We start from the raw sequence: 15,702 nt of genomic DNA on the forward strand, positions 1-15,702 counted from the left end.
TTGGTGAGCGCGCGGCGGAGGCCGGCCGCTGCTTGCGGGCGTGTGCCGCTGTGGTCCGGCGGGTGGTTGGGTACGGCATGAGGTGGGCGGGGGAGGGGGGGTCGGGGGAGCATCGGCGTTCTCGCGGTGAGGTGCCGCGGGTCTGTACCTGCGGTGGCTGCGGTACGGCGGTCGTGTGCTCGCGGGCGAGCGGGTCGCCCCGGCACGCCAAGCCCCGCTCGCCGGAGCCGGCCGTCCTGGCGGCCGCCGAGCACGGCAGGACCGGGCACGACGCCGCCGAGGCCGACGATGACCGGCCGCTGGCCCCGGTGGTGCCGCTGCGGCGCGCCTGCGGTGGAACCGCTGACCGGCACCGGGCGGTCCTTGACGGGGCGCCACCGGCTCCTGGCGTGCTGTCTTTGGTCTTCCGGTGCGGTGTGGCCTCGCACGGCTGGGGAACGGCCTGTGCCGGGCCTTGGGGCGGCTCCTGATGTAGCTCCCGATGTGGCTCCTGCTGCACCTCTTGATGCAGCTCCTGATGCAGCTTCCTGATGCCGGCACCCCTGCTCGGCCTCCGAGGGGACATCTGCGCAGCTCAAGGGGACCACCAAGGTCCCGAGTAATTCCGGCAACCCTTCCTGCGCGCCCTGTTCTCCTGGTGGTGGGGACGGGGGTGGTGCGCTTGCCAGGTCGGGGTGGCCTGCGGCCGGCTGGGACGTGGCGCTGGCGCGCGGTCGTTTCGGCGGCGCCGTCCAGGCCGCGCGATCGCTCGCCCGGGTCGGTGGTCGCCTGGACGCACCGCCCATACGTTCAACCGGCGGTGCTCTGCGTGTGTCCTGGTGTGCCGCGCTTGTGGGGCTGCCGGTGGCTGGCTGGGTTCCTTCGGGTGTGGATGTCGTGGACGGTCCGGGTGTGGCGGAGGTGGCCGTGGAGGAGCTGGGGTGGGTGCCGCCGGGGGTGTTCGACAGGGTCTCTGGGGCTGCCTCGGAGCCGTTTCGGGTGGCGGGGTCGGCGTCGGTCCGCGCGCGGTCGCCGAGTTGCCGGGTGGTTTCGATCTTGCGGGGGTGCGGCCGGTGGGAGGTAGCGTGCCGGCGGTATGCGTGCCTGGCATGTACTGGCCTGATGTGTGCAGGCTTCTCGTCGGCTCCGGTGCCGGGATGCCCAGCGGTGTCGTCGTCCGCGGGTTCGGGCGCGTCGTGGACGAGGCCTGCGGTTTCAAGGGCCTCCGGCCGCACTGGCGGCGTGTGCGGCGGCAGGTCATGGACGGCGTCGGCGTCGACTCGGGACTGGATGCCTGCTTCCGCCTGCCGTGCGAGTTCTTCGCCGGGGCGTTCAATTACTGGACGGTGGGGAAGCTGAAGGCGTTCACTTTCGGCGACCGCGAGGCGGGGAAGCTCCTGAAGGGGTGCTTTGGCCGGGCGTTGTGAGCGTTACGAGGTCACCGGGCATCCGGTGCTCGACGCCGGCGGTGTCACCGTCTGGCAGGAGTACGGCGGGCGGATGCCGCAGGGGCACTTCTCCGACGGGTGGCACAAGATCGTCCCCGACCCCCGCTGCGACGACCTGCTCCCGCTGGCACGGCGGAACCCGCAGCCCACCGACGACGACCTGGACGGCGGCCTGGACGGTGATCTGGACGGCGGTGGCCCGGGCAGCGGCAGCAGCTGTGGCAGTGGTGGGGGTGGGGGTGGCACTGTCCGTCCCGAGGCGCTGGCCATGCTGATGGACGTGCAGCGCAGGACACGCGAGCGCGGCACCGGCCGGTGAGCGGCCCGGCCCCGCCCGGCCCTGCCGCGCCGCTCCCGGGGCCCACCGGAGACGGCAGGGCTGGGGGCGGCGCGCCGTCGGCGGGGCCGGGCGGTGAGCGGCCCGGGCCTGTCGGGCCCCGCCGCGCCGCTGCGCCGCTGCGGGGGGTTTACCGGGGGCGGCGGGGCGGGGCGCGTGGCGGGGGTGGGGGTGGGTTAGTTGAGGCCGCGGGTGGCGATGGTGCGGGCGTGGCCGTCGTGGAGTCGGTAGGACAGGCCTACGACGGCTGCTCGGCCTTCGGTCACGCGTGCGGCCAGTGTTTGGGAGCGTTCGAGGAGGAGGTCGACGGTTTGGCGGATGTGTTCGTCGACGATGGCGTCTCGGTCTTCGATGCCTGCTGCTCGGGCGGACAGGACGCTGGGGGTGACGCGTTCGACGACGTCGCGTACGAAGCCGCCGGGCAGGCGTCCTTGTTCCAGGGATTCCACGGCCGCGGCCACGGCTCCGCAGGAGTCGTGGCCCAGGACCACGACCAGGGGGCAGCCCAGGACTTCGACTCCGTATTCGATGCTGCCCAGTGCTTCGGCGCCGGTGACGTGGCCGGCGGTGCGGACCACGAACAGGTCGCCCAGTCCGCGGTCGAAGATGATCTCGGCGGCGAGTCGGGAGTCCGAGCAGCCGAACAGCACGGCGAAGGGCTTCTGTGCGGGTGCGAGTGCGGCTCGGCGTCCGGCGTCCTGGTTGGGGTGCTCGGGGCGGCCGGCGACGAAACGGGCGTTGCCCTCCAACATCACCCGCAGCGCCTCGGCGGGATCGGACACCGGTTCGGTTATGGGAGTGGAGATCATGCCTGTCACCCTAGATCGCCGTCGAGTGGCTCCGCAGCCGGGGGCGTCTTCGTCCGGGTCGGTGCCAGGGCTGTGACGTCGTCGCGGTTGCGTCTTTTGTCCCGCTGCCGGGCTCCTCGTTCCGGTGCTTCGGGGAGGGCGGTGGCCGGTTGGGCGGCGAGGTGGGTCGGTGCTTGCTGGGAGGGGTGGAAGGCGTCGTGGGTGTCCTGGGCTTCGGTGGTGCCGTCGGTCAGCGGGACCGGTACGGCGTCTGCGTGCCAGGGGGCAGGACCGGTAGGGCGTCTGCGTGTCATGGGAGACGCTGCTCGGTGGGCGGCTGGCCGCTCGGTGCCGCAAGGCCCGGGGGGATGCCCGCGCGCAGGCCGACCGCCTGGACTCGTCCGTCGTCGTGGCGCGGCGGGGGGCGTGGGGTGTTCGCAGTTGTCGGCGGCTATCTGCGGGCCGTCCTGCACGTACGGCACTGTCGCGGTGACGAAGCGCTCCCTCTGCCCGGTCTGGACGGGGTAGGTGTTGTAGCGTTCCACGGCCGCGTTCAGTGCCTGGGCGACGTTCGCCGGTCCGGTCTCGCGGGAGACCGTTTCCCGGACGGCGCTCAGCACGGCGACGCCGGTGCCGATCGCGGGCAGGCCCTTGCCCTGTGCGTCCCCGGCCGGGGCCCGGGTGCCGTGCGGGGTCTGCGCGATGTCGTACAGGTGCCCGCCGATCAGGGCGTGGCGTCCTGCTCCTCCGGCCGGTGCACCCCGAACAGTTCCACCTGTGCGGTGCGCGCCGGCAGGGGGCGCAGCAGCTGCCGGTGCAGGGCCACCGCGCTGTGACGTGCCCGGGACAGCTCCCGCTCACGGCGCACCCGCCGTGCGCACCGTGCCACCACCGCGGTCTGCGCGGCGACCACGCCCCCCAGGGTCCCCAGCCGCGCCGGCAGGTCGGGAGGCGGGTGCAGCACCGAGTGGACCACCACCCCCGTCACCCACACCGACACGGCCACTGTCTGCGCGACCGTGCCCAGCCCCGCCGGCAACGCCGGCGGGAACACCGGCAGCAGCACCAGGCGGGAGCTACTCCCACTGGCCGCCTGCCCCGGCAGTACCGCGCCGGTGGCCGCGAGCACCCCCACCACCACCGCCCCGCCGCCCGGGGCACGCCGCCCCGCCCCACCACCGCCCATCCCGGCCGCCTCGTCCACGCCGTCCAGGCCGTCCGCCTGGTCCGCCTGGTCCGCCCCGCCCGTCCCGGCGGGAACACCGGCAGCAGCAGGCGGGAGCTGCTCCCACTGGCCGCCTGTCCCAGTAGTACCGCGCCGGTGGCCGCGAGCACCCCCACTGCCACCGCCCCGCCGCCCGGGGCACGCCGCTCCGCCCCGGCCACCCCGTCCGCCCCGGCCACGCCGTCCGCCTTATCCGCCCCGCCTGCCCCGTCCACCCCGGCGGGAACACCGGCAGCAGCAGGCGGGAGCTGCTCCCACTGGCCGCCTGCCCCGGCAGTACCGCGCCGGTGGCCGCGAGCATCCCCACCGCCACCGCCCCGCCCCACCCACCCCGTCCGCCTGGTCCGCCTGGTCCGGCCCCGTCCGCTTGGTCCATGCCGTCCGCCTGGTCCGCCTGGTCCGGCCCGTCCGCTTGGTCCATGCCGTCGCCTTTTTGTCCGTTGCCCGGCGGTCTTCCTTCAGGGTCCTGGGAGGCACCGTGCACGCGGTAACGCCGGTGTGCCGCGCGGGGGAGGACGGCGCCCGTGGGTGTCAGTGGGTACCGTGGCGGGTGTGTCCTTCCCGCCGCCCTCCGCTTCCTCCGCCCGCCCGCCACGGGTGTCGCTGGCTGACCTGGCCCGTCTGCGTCGTGCCCGTGACCGGATGGACCGCGACTACGACCAGCCGCTGGATGTGCCCCAGCTGGCCCGTACCGCGTTGATGTCGCCCGGACACTTCTCCCGCAGCTTCCGTGCCGCCTACGGGGAGACCCCCTACAGCTATCTCATGACCCGCCGGATCGAGCGTGCCAAGGCGTTGCTGCGGCGCGGGGACCTGAGCGTCACCGAGGTGTGCATGGCGGTGGGCTGCACCTCGCTGGGCTCCTTCAGCACCCGTTTCACCGAACTGGTCGGCGAAAGCCCCAGCGCCTACCGCGCCCGCGACCACCGCGACGGAGAGCCCATCCCCGCCTGCATCGCCAAGATCCGCACCCGTCCCGTGCGCCGCGCCCAGGCCAAGGACGGGCCCCCTCCCGTAGCGTGAGCGCCATGAGCATCGAACTCGCACAGTGCTTCATCGCCGTCGACGACCACGACGCGGCCCTTGCCTTCTACCGGGACGTCCTGGGCTTCGAGGTGCGCAACGACGTCGGCTTCGAGGGGATGCGCTGGGTGACGGTCGGTTCCCCCGACCAGCCCGGCGTGGAGATCGTCCTGGAACCCCCGCTGGCCGACCCCCACGCCTCCGAGGACGACCGCCGCGCCGCCGCCGAACTGCTCGCCAAGGGCCTGCTGCGCGGTGTCATCTTCCGCACCGACGACTGCGACGCCACCTTCGAACGCATCCGCGCCGCCGGCGCCGAAGTGCTCCAGGAACCGATGGACCAGCCCTACGGCGTGCGCGACTGCGCCTTCCGCGACCCGGCGGGCAACATGCTGCGCTTCAACCAGCCGCGCGGCGGCACGGGCGCCTAGTGCTGCTCCGCGCACGTTCGTAAGGGGTGTTCGGGCCGATCAGGACGGCGTGGACGACGGCTGAGCAGGGCCGCTGCGCAACCTGGAACCGGCGCGATGCGCCCGGGTTGGGGGCTGGAATGATCGGCGGGTGGGAGATGTCCCCCGTCACCGCCTGCTGAGCATCAGCCCGGCTGTAGCACGGAGGTTGATTCTGATGTGGAGTTGGTTGCGCCGTCGTCTGCGCCCTGACGCGGAGATCCCCGAACAGCGGCTGCCGCTGGGCTCAGGTGGACGGCCCACGGCCGAATCGGTGGCCGAGCTGGAAGCGGCGGCGGAGCAGGGCGACGTCATCGGCCGGCGATGCCGGCGCCGCAGATGAGGATGTCGGTGGTGGCCGCCGGGGCGGGCTTTCGCGCAGGCCGGCGGCCGCGCCCGGGTGCACTAGTGCGGGGCCGGGCGGGAGCGCGGGGGCCGGGGGCTGCGCCGGGGACGGACTCGGGGCGCGGGGTCGCGGGTCAGGGGCGGCTGAGTCGGGGGTCGCGGGTCGGGCGGGCGGTTGGGGCAGGGGATCGCGGGTCAGGGGGTGGGGTGCGGTGGGGTGGCCATCAGGGTGTGCAGGAGGTCCTCGCCCAGGCCCAGTCCGGTGGCCGACTCGTCGGCCAGGTCGTAGTCGCGGTACCACGCCGAGGGCGCCTCCGGGTGGGGGCCGCTGACCGCCACCCGGCCCGCGCCGTAGGCGGCGACCACGGCGGCGGCGCGGCCGTTGGTGTAGCGGGCCAGCACCTGCACGTCCGGTCCCTGCACGTCGAAGTACGGGCCGTCCTGGAAGTACATCCGCAGCCCCCGCCCGCGCCAGTCGACGTCCACCAGGTGGTCCCGCTCGTCGGTGACGGCCGCGCCCGGGGAGCGGATGTACTGGCCGGAATCGCCCGGCAGGAGGCCGTAGCCCGGGTCCTCGCCGGCCAGGTAGCCGCCCATGCACAGGCCCAGGTAGCGCCCGCCGCCGCGCACGTAGGCGCGCACCAGCTCCGCGGAGAAGCCCGCGTCGCTTTCGAGCAGGCCCCAGGCGGTGCTCACCTCCTGGCCGTCGGTGCCGCCCGGCTGCACGTACAGGGCGGCGGACGCGAACGCGCCCGGGCCGAAACGCATCCGCTCCTTCGGCCCGATGTAGCGCACCGTGAAGCCGTCGTGCTCCAGCATGTCGTGCGCCGCCTCCGCGCAGCCCTCGCACGCCGCCGGCCCCCGGTAGACCAGGGCGAGCGAACCGCGGTCCGACCCCGCGCTCCCGCCCGCCCCGGCACCGCCGCCGGCGCCCGCCGCTGCGCCGGCGGCGTCACCGGCCGCCTCCAGCGGCGCCCCGCAGGCCGAGGCCACCAGCACCGCCACCGCCACCGCCAGCGCCGCCGCACCGCGCCGCACCCCGGCCCACCTGACCCGCACCCTGCCGCCCCTCCCCGGACCCCGCGCCCGCACGCCGCCACGAAGCTACGGCCCGCCGGCGCCCCGGCGCACACCCGCCCCGCCTGATCGGGTGACATGCCGCCGCGGCACGTTGACCACCCGGCCGCACCGGCGGCCGGAAACCGGGGCGGGGCAGGCGTGGGCCGGGGTCCGGGAGCCGGGGGTCGCGGCGGCGGGCCGGGGTGGGGGAGGCGTGGGCCGGGGTCCGGGGTCCGGGGCCTGGGAGCCGGGAGCCGGGGGCCGGGAGCCGGGGGCCGGGAGTCCGGGGGCCGGGGGGTCGCGGCGGCGGGCCGGGGCGGGGGCCGGGGGGTCGCGGCGGCGGGCCGGGGGCGGTGGGGCGGGGTGGGGGCTAGCCGCCCTGAAGCGCCGTCACCACCGCCGACAGGTCCCGCTCCGCGATCGAGGGATGGGCCAGCAGCACCTCGCGGGCCGCCGACAGCACCGGCCCGCCCCCGGCCAGCGCCAGGTCCTTCGCGGCCAGGCGCACGGGGAAGTCCGCGTCCGTGCTGCGCGCCCGGGCCACCACCCCCGCGAGCGGCCCGGACGCCAGCGCCTGCACGGCGGCCTCCTGCGGCACACCCAACTCCCGGGCCACCGCCAGCACTTCGCCCACCACCGTGACCGAGGCCACGATCGCGCCGATCACCACCGCCTTCAGCGCCGCCCCCGAGCCCGGGCCGCCGCAGCGCCGTACCCGCCCCAGGTGCTCCAGCACGGGCACGGCGCGCTCCAGGTCGGCGTCCCGCCCGCCCGCGTACACCGTCAGGCTCCCCTCGGCGGCCGGGCCCACACTGCCCATCACCGGGGCGTCCACCAGGGCGACGCCCGGCGGCAGCTCCGCACCCAGCTCGGCCACCGCCCGCGGGCCGACGGAGGACATGTCGATCCACAGCGCGCCCGGGGCCAGCGCGGCCCGGATACGGGCGGCGACCTGCGCCAGGGCCTGCGGGTCGGACAGCATGGTGACCACGACGTCCGCCCCGGCCACCGCCGCGGCCGGGTCCGCGGCCTCGACGAGGCCCTCGGCCCGGCCCGGCGAGCGGTTCCAGACGGTCAACGGGTAACCGGCGGCGGCGAGGCGACGGGCCATCGGCCGTCCCATCCGGCCCAGCCCCAGAAAAGCGATCTTCTCCATCGTCTGCATGGCCACCACGCTAGGCAGCCCGCAGTCAGGCGACAAACGAATGTCCGGCATGGTACCCATGCGCAATGGACATGGCTTGGCTGGACGTCTTCCGCACCGTCGCACACCTGGGCTCCTTCACCGCCGCCGGCGAGCGCCTCGGCTTCACCCAGTCCGCGATCTCCCGCCAGATCGCCACTCTGGAAAGCGAGTTGGGCACCCCGCTGTTCGACCGCCTGGCCCGCGGCGTGCGGCTGACCGAGCACGGCCGCACCCTGCTCCCGCACGCCGAGGCGCTGCTGGAACGCCTGGACACCACCCGCCGCGACCTCGCCGCCCTCACCGACCTGAGCGCCGGACGGCTGCGCGTGGGCGCCTTCGACAGCGCCAACGCCGAACTCGTCCCCCGCGCACTCGCGGCCTTTAACGCCGCCCACCCGCAGGTGGAGATCGGCCTCACCGAAGGACTCTCCGCCCGCCTGCTCGACCAACTCGCCGACGGTGCCATCGACCTCGCCGTCCTCGCCGCCCCCACCACCGCCCCTTTCCCCGCCTCCGGGGCTGCCCCCGCCCCGGGGGCTGCCCCCGGGGCCGGGCCGGTCCCCGAAACCGCCTGGGACACCGAGCAGTTCGACCTGCGGCCGCTGATGGACGACCTGGTGCTCGTCGCCCTCCCGCGCACCCACCGCCTCGCCCGCCGGCGCCGCCTGCGACTGGCCGAACTCGCCGGCGAGCCCTGGATCGCCGCCCGCCGCGACCCCGAGTCCACCCTGCTCGCGGCCTGCCTGCACAGCGGCTTCAAGCCCCGGATCGAGTACACCGTCGGCGCCTGGACCGCCAAACTCGGCCTGGTCGCCGCCGGCATGGGCCCCACCCTCATCCCCTCCCTGGCCGCCCGCGCCGCCCGCCCCGACATCGCCCTGGTGCCCCTGCACCCCCACGACACCCCGGTGCGCCGCGTCCACACCGCCACCCGCCGAGGACAGCGCCCGGCACCGGCGGTCACGGCCTTCCTGCGCCACCTGCGGGAGCAGGCGCGGGAGTTGAGGCCGACCGCGGACAGATGACGGCGGCCGGACGGCCGGACGGGCGGGCAGGTGGACGGACGGGCAGGCGGACGGACGGGCGGGCAGGCGGCCCGGGCGGGGCGGACTGCGGCCGCGGGCGGGCGGTAACCCGGTGGCGCGCGGGCCTGGCCGTAGGTGAGCATGCCGGGCATGAGCGAGCGACCCGAACGATGGACCCAGGCGAGCGTCTACCCCGACATGTGGGCCGATCCGGGCGACGACCCCCGCGACAGCGAGGGCACCGCACCGGACGGCGAACTCGCCACCCTCAAGGAGTACCTGAGGAACTACCGCCTCACCCTGCGGATGAAGTGCGAGGGCCTGGACGCCGCGCAGCTGGCCCGCCGCTCGGTGCCGCCCTCGACGATGTCCCTGCTCGGCCTGGTGCGCCACCTGGCCGAGGTGGAACGCGGCTGGCGCGCCTGGATCAGCGACGGCGAGCCGGAACCCAGGCTGTACGGCGCGCGGGACGCGGACTTCGACGGCGCGGTGCCCGACCCGGCGGTGGTCGAGGCCGCCTGGCGCGACCTCGAACGCGAACAGGCCGCCACCGACGCCGCACTCGCCCGGCACCCCGACCTGGGCACCCGGCTCGGCGCCCGGGGCATCGCGGTGCGCGAGCTGCTGGTCCACCGCGTCGAGGAGTACGCCCGCCACTGCGGGCACGCCGACCTGCTGCGCGAGTGCGTGGACGGCCGGGTGGGCCAGTAGCGAACCCGCCCGCTGGGGCCGTGGCTCGACGCCGGCCCGGGCGGCGCGGGACGGCGCAGGGCGGGGCGGCGCGGATGGGAATTGACCCACCGAACAGGTGCCTGATTGCCCCTGATCGGTGGGTCTTTTCGCGCCTAGCCTGGTCGCATGACGACGACGAACACCCCCGCCGCCCCCGCCCCCGCCCCCGCTCCTGCCGCCGCTCCTGCCGCCGCTCCCGCCCCCGCTCCTGCTCCTGCTGCCGTGCCGGTCCTGGCCCGCGGTGGCACGGCCGAGACCTGCGCCGACCCGAGCGCCACCATGACCCTGCTCGCCGAGACCGGCCCCGGCGAGGGCGGCTTCACCGTCTACCGCTCCGCCTTCGCCCGAGGGGCGGTCGGTGCGCCCGCGCACTTCCACACCCGCGCGTGGGAGCTGTTCTTCGTGATCGGCGGCTCGCTGCGGGTGCTGGTCGGCGAGGAGGTCACCGACCTGGAGGCGGGCGATTTCCTGGCCGTGCCCCCCAACACCCCGCACGCCTTCGCCGCCGCCCCCGGCGCCGAGGCCGACGTGCTGTTCATGTTCACCACCGGCATGGACCGCTTCGACTACCTGCGTCTGCTCTCTCGCGTCATGCGCGGCGAGAGCGACCCGGGCGAGATCGCCGCCTGCGCCGGGCGCTTCGACAACCACTACGTCGACAGCCCCGCCTGGCGCGCCGCCCTGGCCCCGGGAGCCTGAGCCCGGGCCGCAAGGCCCCCGCCCCCCGGCCACAGGGCCGCCCCGCCCTGGCCTCGGCCTGCTCCCGGCTCCGGGCCCGGGGCTCCGGGGCCCGGGGCTCCGGGGGGCGGGGCTCCGGGGGTCGGGGGCGGCTCGACGGGCCGGGACGGGCCGGGTGTGGAACGGTGGAAGACCGGGGGTCCTGGCAGGAGTCGTGACCGTCACGGAAGGAGCCGCCATGTCGTCCAAGCGCCGCCGCAAGAAGAAGGCCCGGGCCAGGCGCGGGGCCAACCACGGCCGCCGCCCCCAGTGCTGAACGGCCGAGAGTGACGACGCCGGCGGTGCCCCTCGCACCGCCGGCGTCATCCATGCTCCGCGAGCGCGCGGCCGGCCGCGCCGAGCCGCTCACCGGGGACGCCGGCGCAGCGCGCGGCAGCGGCGCGCCATGGCGCCCCCGGTCCTCAGTGCCGGGCGAGGCGCCCGGGCCGCCACGGACGGGCATCGCAGCCGTAGTGCCGCGTTCACCGCCCGCGTGGGCGGTGACGGCGGTTCACCGCAGTACGTCCTCGGCGGCGCTCGGCCCGTCCGCCCCCGCCCCCGCCCCCGTCCCCGCCCCCGTCCCCGGCCCCGTCCCCGTCCCCGTCCCGGCTGTGGCTGCGGCCCGGGCCTGGAGGCGGGCTTGGGCGCGGACCTCGGCGACGGCGGGGCAGGTGGCGTAGGCGCGGGCCAGGTGGGCGAGGTGGTCGGCCTCGCCGTCCAGGGCGCGGGGCGCTTGGCGGTCGCGGGCCGGGGGTGCTGGCGCGCCCGCCGGTGCGGTGGCGGGGTGGGGCCGGGTGCCGGCCGCGGCGTGTTCCAGGGCGGCGGCCAGTGCCGCGGCCTCGGCGGTGGCGGCGGCGTGGGCGGGGCAGGACGGCGGGAAGCGGTGGGTGGCGCGCTCCAGCCACCGCTCGGTGCGCGGCTCCGCGTGCCGGCGCAGGATCAGCCGGGCGTCGTGGATCTCGATGATCCGCCGGTAGAGCGCGAACTGCGGGTCCCGCGGGGGCAGCGGCAGCCGGCGGGCCGGGCCGAGGGCGATCTCGGGCAGCACGGTGTGCAGGTCCCGCCACAGCGGGGCGAGCGCCCGGTAGCGGCGGTGGGCGCGCCGCCAGGTGCGCACGGCCCTCGCGGCGGCGGGCCACAGCGTGGTGCCAAGGCCCGCCGCGATCAGCGCCGCGCACAGCGCGCCCAGCACGGCGCACAGCGTGTCCTCGGGGCCGCTCTGGGTGCCGGTGGCGCCCGCGCGCAGCACGTCGTCCAGGCTCCAGGCGTTCCACAGCAGCCCGGCGCCCAGACCGCCGGCGAGCAGCCGCAACCCGGTTCCCGGCCCTGCGGGCCCGGCGGCGCGCACGCGCCGCAGGAGTTCGCGCAGCAGCGAGGTCAGGCACAGGGCGGTGTGGGCCATGCCGACGGCGGTGTACCCGGCGAGGGCCACCCGCGCGGACGGGGCGGGCGCCACGCTCAGGCTGTCACCGGACAGCCGCGGCGCGGCCACTGCGATCAGCGCCACCCGCGCGCCCACCACCGCCGCCAGCAGCGCCAGCCGGGACCGTACGGCCCGCCGGTCGGGCCGGCCGGCCCGGGTACCGGCGATGGCCCGTGCCGCAGGCGCGTGTGCGGCGGGAGCCCGCCCGGTGAGGGCCCGCTCGCTGAGGGCCCGCCCGGCGGGAGCCCGCTCGCTGAGGGCCTGCTCGGTGGGAGCCCGCCCGGCGGGAGCCCGCTCGCTGGGGGCCCGCTTGGCGGGGGCCTGCTCGGTGGGAGCGTGTTCGGCGCAGGCGCGGTGGGCGGGGCCGCGTCCGGCCGCGGAGCGTTCGGTGGGGGTGGAGGCGGTGTCGGTGCGCGGGGGGCGGCGCGGCAGCGGTTCGGTGGTGCGCAGCGCCAGCGCGAGCAGCCGGATCGCCGCGGCCGCGCCGTCCCGCAGGGCGTCGCCCAGCACGATCCCCGCCACCGCCAACGCCGGCACGCCCGCGCCCTGCACGGCCGCCACGGTCGGCGGGGCGAGCACCAGCAGGGCGGCACCCAGCAGCGCCGTCCCGTACCAGGTGTAGCGGGCGGCGGCGCGCGGGTTGACCCGGCTGCGGGCGAAGTGGGCGGCGCTGACCACGAAGAACAGCCCGACCGGGTACAGCGCCAGGTCGCTCACGCCCGCCCCGCCCGCGGCCCCTCGCCCGACAGCAGCACACCGAGCGCGTCCAGGCCCCCCACAACCCCCGGCGCCCCCACAACCCCCGGCACCCCCGGCGCCCCCGGCGTCCCGGGCGTCCCGGGCGACGGCGCGGGCCCGCCCGCCGGCCCGGCTGCCGCCTCCGCCCGCGCCGCCCGGCTCAGGACCAGGGAGGCCAGCAGCTCCGCCTCGCGTTCCTGCGGCTCGTCGTAACGGGTCCGCCCCAGCACCCGGTTCACCAGCGCGGGGGACAGGTGCGGCAGCAGCACGGCGGCCGGCTCCAACGGCGCCGAACCGGTGTGGTCGAGCATCAGATGGGCGATCTCGTGCACCAGGATGTGCCGGCGGTGCAACGCGCCGGTGTCCGCCGCACAGACGATGTAGTCCGCCTCGTCGGTGGAGACCAGCAACCCGCACGGCACATGCGGACGGGCCGCCACCTCCAGCACCTCGATCGGCCGCCCGCGCCGCGCGGCCAACTCCTCCAGCAGCACCACCGGATCGAACGGACACGGCAGCTCCAGCCGCTGCGCCATCCGCCGGCAACGCCGCAGCGCCGACCGGTAACCCCGGCCACGCCGCACGCCACCCCACACGCGAAGCTCCCCTCCCAACCGCCGCCCCCCTGGGCGGGCCCGTGCCCCCTTCCCGCCCCCTCAGACGGAGGGGCGCCGGCGTGAGGCGTCCCGGCGGGCGATGACGTCCACCAGCTCACTGACGGTGTCCAGACCCTCCGGCGACAGCCCCACCGCCCGCAGCGCCAGGCTGCGCACCCCCGCGTCGCGCAGCGCGCCCAGCAGCGCCAGCTCCTTGGCGATCTCGGCGCCCTGCCGCTCGTCGAAGAAGTAGGCGGGCGGGACCTGGAAGAACTGGGCCAGCGCCTCCAGGTGCCGCTTGGTCGGGTTGTCCCGGCGCCCGGTGCGCAACTGCCACAGGTAGGTGGTGGAGAAGGACTCCCCGGTCGCCTCGCGGCAGGCCCGGGCCACCTCCTCGTTGGTGTACTGCTCCCGGTCCGGGCGGCGCACGGTGTTGAACAGCGCCTCGATCCGGGCCGAGAGCCCGGTCGCCTCCCCGGACCCGCCCGCCTCCCCGGATCCGCTCGTCCCCCCGGACGCGCCGGCCTCCCCCGATGCGCCCGGCTGCCCGGACGCGCCGTGCGCGTCCTGCGGCCGTACCCGAACGACGTCCCCCGTCGACTCCGCCATGCCCCACCTTCCTCACCCCGGGCCCTCCGCCTCGCGATCCCGTCGCACGGGCAGGGCCGGCCAGGTCACGATAACCGAACACCATGAGCTGACGTGGACCCGAAGGTACCCTCCATCGATACCAGTTGACCCGCGGGGCGTCGGCCGACACCCCGAGACACGGGCCCGCAGGGCCGTGCCCGACTCCACTGACAGCACCTCACGGAGCTTCCCCTGCAGTCCCCTTGGCGGAACCGGCGGGGCCCCGACCACGTGCGGCCACCCGGCGCTCGCCCCGCATCGCCGGTCCCGCTTCTGATCCACCTCCGGGGCCGTCCGCCGCCCTCCTCGGGCCGCGGCCCGCGCAGGTGGCGCGCCGTGAGGAGTCCAGGCCGCGGCTCCCCGCTCCCCGCTCCCCGCTCCCGGCTCCCCGCTCCCCGCTCCCCGCTCCCAGCTCCCAGCTCCCAGCTCCCGGCTCCCGGCTCCTTGCTCCCTGCTCGCTGCTTCCTGCTTCCTGCTTCCTGCTCGCGGCGTCCGGCGCCGGTGCGCAGCGTGCGCATCCGCTCTGTTGGGCCTGCCCCCGGCGCCGGTGCGCAGCGGTGACCCGGGCTGGATGGACGGTCCCGGGGCGGCGCTAAAGTCCCAGGTGAGCACCCCGAGCCCGTCCGAGGAGATCCCGCCGTGCCGACCGAGCCCGAGCCCGTCCCCGCCACCGCTCCCGCCGCCCGTTCGCTGCCCGCGCGTGTGGGGCTGGGCACCGCGGCCGTCGGCCGGCCCGGCTACATCAACCTCGGCCGCGCGGACGACCTGCCCGCCGAGCGCACCGTCGAGGCGTTGCGCGAGCGCACCCACGCCCTCCTCGACGCCGCCTTCGCGGCCGGCGTGCGCTACCTCGACACCGCCCGTTCCTACGGCCGCGCGGAGGAGTTCCTCGCCCAGTGGCTCGCCACGCGGCCCGAGGCGGCGGCCCAGGTGACCGTCGGCAGCAAGTGGGGCTACACCTACACGGCCGGCTGGCGCACCAGCGGGGTCGCCGCCCACGAGGTCAAGGAGCACTCGGCGCGGGTGTTCGACCGCCAGATCCGCGAGAGCCGCGCCCTGCTGGGCTCCCACCTGGACGTCTACCTGGTGCACTCCGTCGTGCCCGACAGCCCGGCCCTCACCGACCCCGTCCTGCACGGGCGCCTGGCGGCCCTGGCCGCCGAGGGCGTGCGGGTGGGGCTGTCCACCAGCGGCCCCGCCCAGGGCGACACCATCCGCCGGGCCCTGGACGTCACGGTGGAGGGCCGGCCGCTGTTCACCGCCGTCCAGGCCACCTGGAACCTGCTGGAGACCTCCGCCGCGCCCGCTCTCGGCGAGGCCCACGCGGCGGGCCGGCTGGTCGTGGTCAAGGAGGCGATGGCCAACGGCCGCCTGGCCGGCCGCAACGCCACCGGGCCGGACACCGCCGCCCTGCGCACCGTCGCCGCCCGCACGGCCGCCGCGCCCGACGCCCTCGCCCTGGCCGCGGCCGCCGCCCAGCCCTGGGCCGACATCGTCCTGTCCGGCGCCGCCACCCTCGACCAGCTCGCCTCCAACCTGACGGCGGCCGAGGTATCCCTCACCCCCGAGGACCTGGCGGCCCTGGGCGCGCTGGCCGAGCCCGCCGAAACGTACTGGCGCACCCGGGCCTGCCTGCCCTGGGCCTGACCGGCCGCCCCCGGCCCCCACCCCGGGGCCCCTTTGCCCGGCCGTGCGGCGCAGCAGGACATCGGCCCGGCCGACTTCCCCGGCGGCCGGGCCAGGGCAGGTGTGCCGTTGTGCCGCCGCCGCCAGCGGGCGCCGGATCCGCGCGCGCTTCGCGCAGGCGGTGGGTGGAGTGGGAAGTCGGCAGGGTCGACGTCCTGTGCGCGGGCGGGGGAGTGGGGGGTGTCGAACGGGCGTCAGGTGCTGCTGCCGGCCGGGGGCGGCGAACCCGCTTCCGTCCGAGCCGACCCCGCGCGGGGGAGTGGAATGTCGGCGGGTTCGACGTCCTGTGCGCGCCGCCGCACCGGAGCGGTGCGGC

General features: G+C 76.6%; 17 protein-coding genes. 9 read left to right on the plus strand and 8 right to left on the minus strand.

The window, feature by feature from the left end; all coding sequences use genetic code 11:
* Nucleotides 1–1,088 precede the first annotated feature (1,088 nt).
* Both ABT247_RS23280 and ABT247_RS23285 read left to right on the plus strand, forming a co-directional pair.
* Nucleotides 1,089–1,406 carry a hypothetical protein gene (locus tag ABT247_RS23280; protein ID WP_350745181.1) on the plus strand — a complete coding sequence of 106 codons (318 nt, stop codon included), beginning with the start codon at nucleotides 1,089–1,091 and terminating at the stop codon, nucleotides 1,404–1,406.
* Nucleotides 1,390–1,746 carry a hypothetical protein gene (locus tag ABT247_RS23285; protein WP_350745184.1) on the plus strand — a complete coding sequence of 119 codons (357 nt, stop codon included), beginning with the start codon at nucleotides 1,390–1,392 and terminating at the stop codon, nucleotides 1,744–1,746. The genes ABT247_RS23280 and ABT247_RS23285 overlap by 17 nt, the downstream gene beginning before the upstream one ends.
* Nucleotides 1,747–1,940: 194 nt before the next feature.
* On the opposite strand, the gene ABT247_RS23290 is transcribed toward ABT247_RS23285, so the two are convergent.
* From ABT247_RS23290 to ABT247_RS23300, 3 genes are read right to left on the minus strand one after another with little or no spacing between them, the layout of a single operon-like run.
* Complete coding sequence (locus tag ABT247_RS23290) at nucleotides 1,941–2,573, minus strand: carbonic anhydrase (protein WP_350745186.1); 633 nt, start codon at nucleotides 2,571–2,573, stop codon at nucleotides 1,941–1,943.
* A gap of 5 nt (nucleotides 2,574–2,578) precedes the next feature.
* Complete coding sequence (locus tag ABT247_RS23295; RefSeq protein WP_350745223.1) at nucleotides 2,579–3,280, minus strand: SpoIIE family protein phosphatase; 702 nt, start codon at nucleotides 3,278–3,280, stop codon at nucleotides 2,579–2,581.
* Complete coding sequence (locus ABT247_RS23300; protein ID WP_350745189.1) at nucleotides 3,277–3,756, minus strand: hypothetical protein; 480 nt, start codon at nucleotides 3,754–3,756, stop codon at nucleotides 3,277–3,279. The genes ABT247_RS23295 and ABT247_RS23300 overlap by 4 nt, the downstream gene beginning before the upstream one ends.
* 663 nt (nucleotides 3,757–4,419) lie before the next feature.
* Between ABT247_RS23300 and ABT247_RS23305 the strand changes: the two genes are divergently transcribed.
* Nucleotides 4,420–4,800, plus strand: a complete 381-nt coding sequence (locus ABT247_RS23305; protein ID WP_350745192.1) for a helix-turn-helix transcriptional regulator — start codon at nucleotides 4,420–4,422, stop codon at nucleotides 4,798–4,800.
* A 5-nt stretch (nucleotides 4,801–4,805) separates the two neighbouring features.
* Nucleotides 4,806–5,231 carry a VOC family protein gene (locus ABT247_RS23310; RefSeq protein WP_350745195.1) on the plus strand — a complete coding sequence of 142 codons (426 nt, stop codon included), beginning with the start codon at nucleotides 4,806–4,808 and terminating at the stop codon, nucleotides 5,229–5,231.
* A 558-nt stretch (nucleotides 5,232–5,789) separates the two neighbouring features.
* Here ABT247_RS23310 and ABT247_RS23315 read toward each other — a convergent pair.
* A complete protein-coding gene (locus ABT247_RS23315) occupies nucleotides 5,790–6,653 on the minus strand; it encodes a BPL-N domain-containing protein (protein WP_350745198.1) in 864 nt (287 codons plus the stop codon).
* Nucleotides 6,654–7,023: 370 nt separating this feature from the next.
* Nucleotides 7,024–7,818 (minus strand): NAD(P)-dependent oxidoreductase, encoded by a 795-nt coding sequence (locus ABT247_RS23320; RefSeq protein ID WP_350745201.1) that lies wholly within the window; start codon nucleotides 7,816–7,818, stop codon nucleotides 7,024–7,026.
* Nucleotides 7,819–7,883: 65 nt separating this feature from the next.
* Between ABT247_RS23320 and ABT247_RS23325 the strand changes: the two genes are divergently transcribed.
* The 4 genes from ABT247_RS23325 (at nucleotide 7,884) to ABT247_RS33660 (ending at nucleotide 10,590) form a co-directional block, all read left to right on the plus strand.
* Nucleotides 7,884–8,864 carry a LysR family transcriptional regulator gene (locus ABT247_RS23325; protein ID WP_350745203.1) on the plus strand — a complete coding sequence of 327 codons (981 nt, stop codon included), beginning with the start codon at nucleotides 7,884–7,886 and terminating at the stop codon, nucleotides 8,862–8,864.
* Nucleotides 8,865–9,014: 150 nt separating this feature from the next.
* A complete protein-coding gene (locus tag ABT247_RS23330; RefSeq protein WP_350745206.1) occupies nucleotides 9,015–9,575 on the plus strand; it encodes a DinB family protein in 561 nt (186 codons plus the stop codon).
* A gap of 147 nt (nucleotides 9,576–9,722) precedes the next feature.
* Nucleotides 9,723–10,295: a cupin domain-containing protein gene (locus ABT247_RS23335; protein WP_350745209.1), complete on the plus strand. Its 573-nt coding sequence runs from the start codon at nucleotides 9,723–9,725 to the stop codon at nucleotides 10,293–10,295.
* Between the two features lie 193 nt (nucleotides 10,296–10,488).
* Nucleotides 10,489–10,590, plus strand: coding sequence for a hypothetical protein (locus tag ABT247_RS33660; protein ID WP_502892487.1), 102 nt, complete (start codon nucleotides 10,489–10,491; stop codon nucleotides 10,588–10,590).
* A gap of 234 nt (nucleotides 10,591–10,824) precedes the next feature.
* Here the strand turns inward: ABT247_RS33660 and ABT247_RS23340 are convergent, their stop codons facing one another.
* From ABT247_RS23340 to ABT247_RS23350, 3 genes are all read right to left on the minus strand, one after another.
* A complete protein-coding gene (locus tag ABT247_RS23340; protein WP_350745212.1) occupies nucleotides 10,825–12,453 on the minus strand; it encodes an MAB_1171c family putative transporter in 1,629 nt (542 codons plus the stop codon).
* Nucleotides 12,450–13,010, minus strand: a complete 561-nt coding sequence (locus tag ABT247_RS23345; protein ID WP_350745215.1) for a ParH-like protein — start codon at nucleotides 13,008–13,010, stop codon at nucleotides 12,450–12,452. The genes ABT247_RS23340 and ABT247_RS23345 overlap by 4 nt, the downstream gene beginning before the upstream one ends.
* A gap of 120 nt (nucleotides 13,011–13,130) precedes the next feature.
* Nucleotides 13,131–13,679, minus strand: coding sequence for an XRE family transcriptional regulator (locus ABT247_RS23350; RefSeq protein WP_350745218.1), 549 nt, complete (start codon nucleotides 13,677–13,679; stop codon nucleotides 13,131–13,133).
* Nucleotides 13,680–14,339: 660 nt separating this feature from the next.
* On the opposite strand from ABT247_RS23350, the gene ABT247_RS23355 reads away from it, so the two are divergent.
* Complete coding sequence (locus ABT247_RS23355; protein ID WP_350745221.1) at nucleotides 14,340–15,347, plus strand: aldo/keto reductase; 1,008 nt, start codon at nucleotides 14,340–14,342, stop codon at nucleotides 15,345–15,347.
* Nucleotides 15,348–15,702 lie beyond the last annotated feature (355 nt).

The sequence above is a fragment of the Kitasatospora sp. NPDC001539 genome (assembly GCF_040298565.1).
In the GTDB taxonomy this organism is placed as follows: Bacteria; Actinomycetota; Actinomycetes; order Streptomycetales; family Streptomycetaceae; genus Kitasatospora.

Excerpts from the sequence above, each read along its gene's own strand:
- ABT247_RS23325 (WP_350745203.1), top strand. The coding sequence starts at position 7,884 with ATGGACATGGCTTGGCTGGACGTCTTCCGCACCGTCGCACACCTGGGC.
- ABT247_RS23280 (WP_350745181.1), top strand. The coding sequence starts at position 1,089 with ATGTACTGGCCTGATGTGTGCAGGCTTCTCGTCGGCTCCGGTGCCGGG.
- ABT247_RS23310 (WP_350745195.1), top strand. The coding sequence starts at position 4,806 with ATGAGCATCGAACTCGCACAGTGCTTCATCGCCGTCGACGACCACGAC.
- ABT247_RS23335 (WP_350745209.1), top strand. The coding sequence starts at position 9,723 with ATGACGACGACGAACACCCCCGCCGCCCCCGCCCCCGCCCCCGCTCCT.
- ABT247_RS23305 (WP_350745192.1), top strand. The coding sequence starts at position 4,420 with ATGGACCGCGACTACGACCAGCCGCTGGATGTGCCCCAGCTGGCCCGT.
- ABT247_RS23350 (WP_350745218.1), bottom strand. The coding sequence starts at position 13,679 with ATGGCGGAGTCGACGGGGGACGTCGTTCGGGTACGGCCGCAGGACGCG.
- ABT247_RS23290 (WP_350745186.1), bottom strand. The coding sequence starts at position 2,573 with ATGATCTCCACTCCCATAACCGAACCGGTGTCCGATCCCGCCGAGGCG.
- ABT247_RS23330 (WP_350745206.1), top strand. The coding sequence starts at position 9,015 with ATGAGCGAGCGACCCGAACGATGGACCCAGGCGAGCGTCTACCCCGAC.
- ABT247_RS23345 (WP_350745215.1), bottom strand. The coding sequence starts at position 13,010 with ATGGCGCAGCGGCTGGAGCTGCCGTGTCCGTTCGATCCGGTGGTGCTG.
- ABT247_RS23320 (WP_350745201.1), bottom strand. The coding sequence starts at position 7,818 with ATGCAGACGATGGAGAAGATCGCTTTTCTGGGGCTGGGCCGGATGGGA.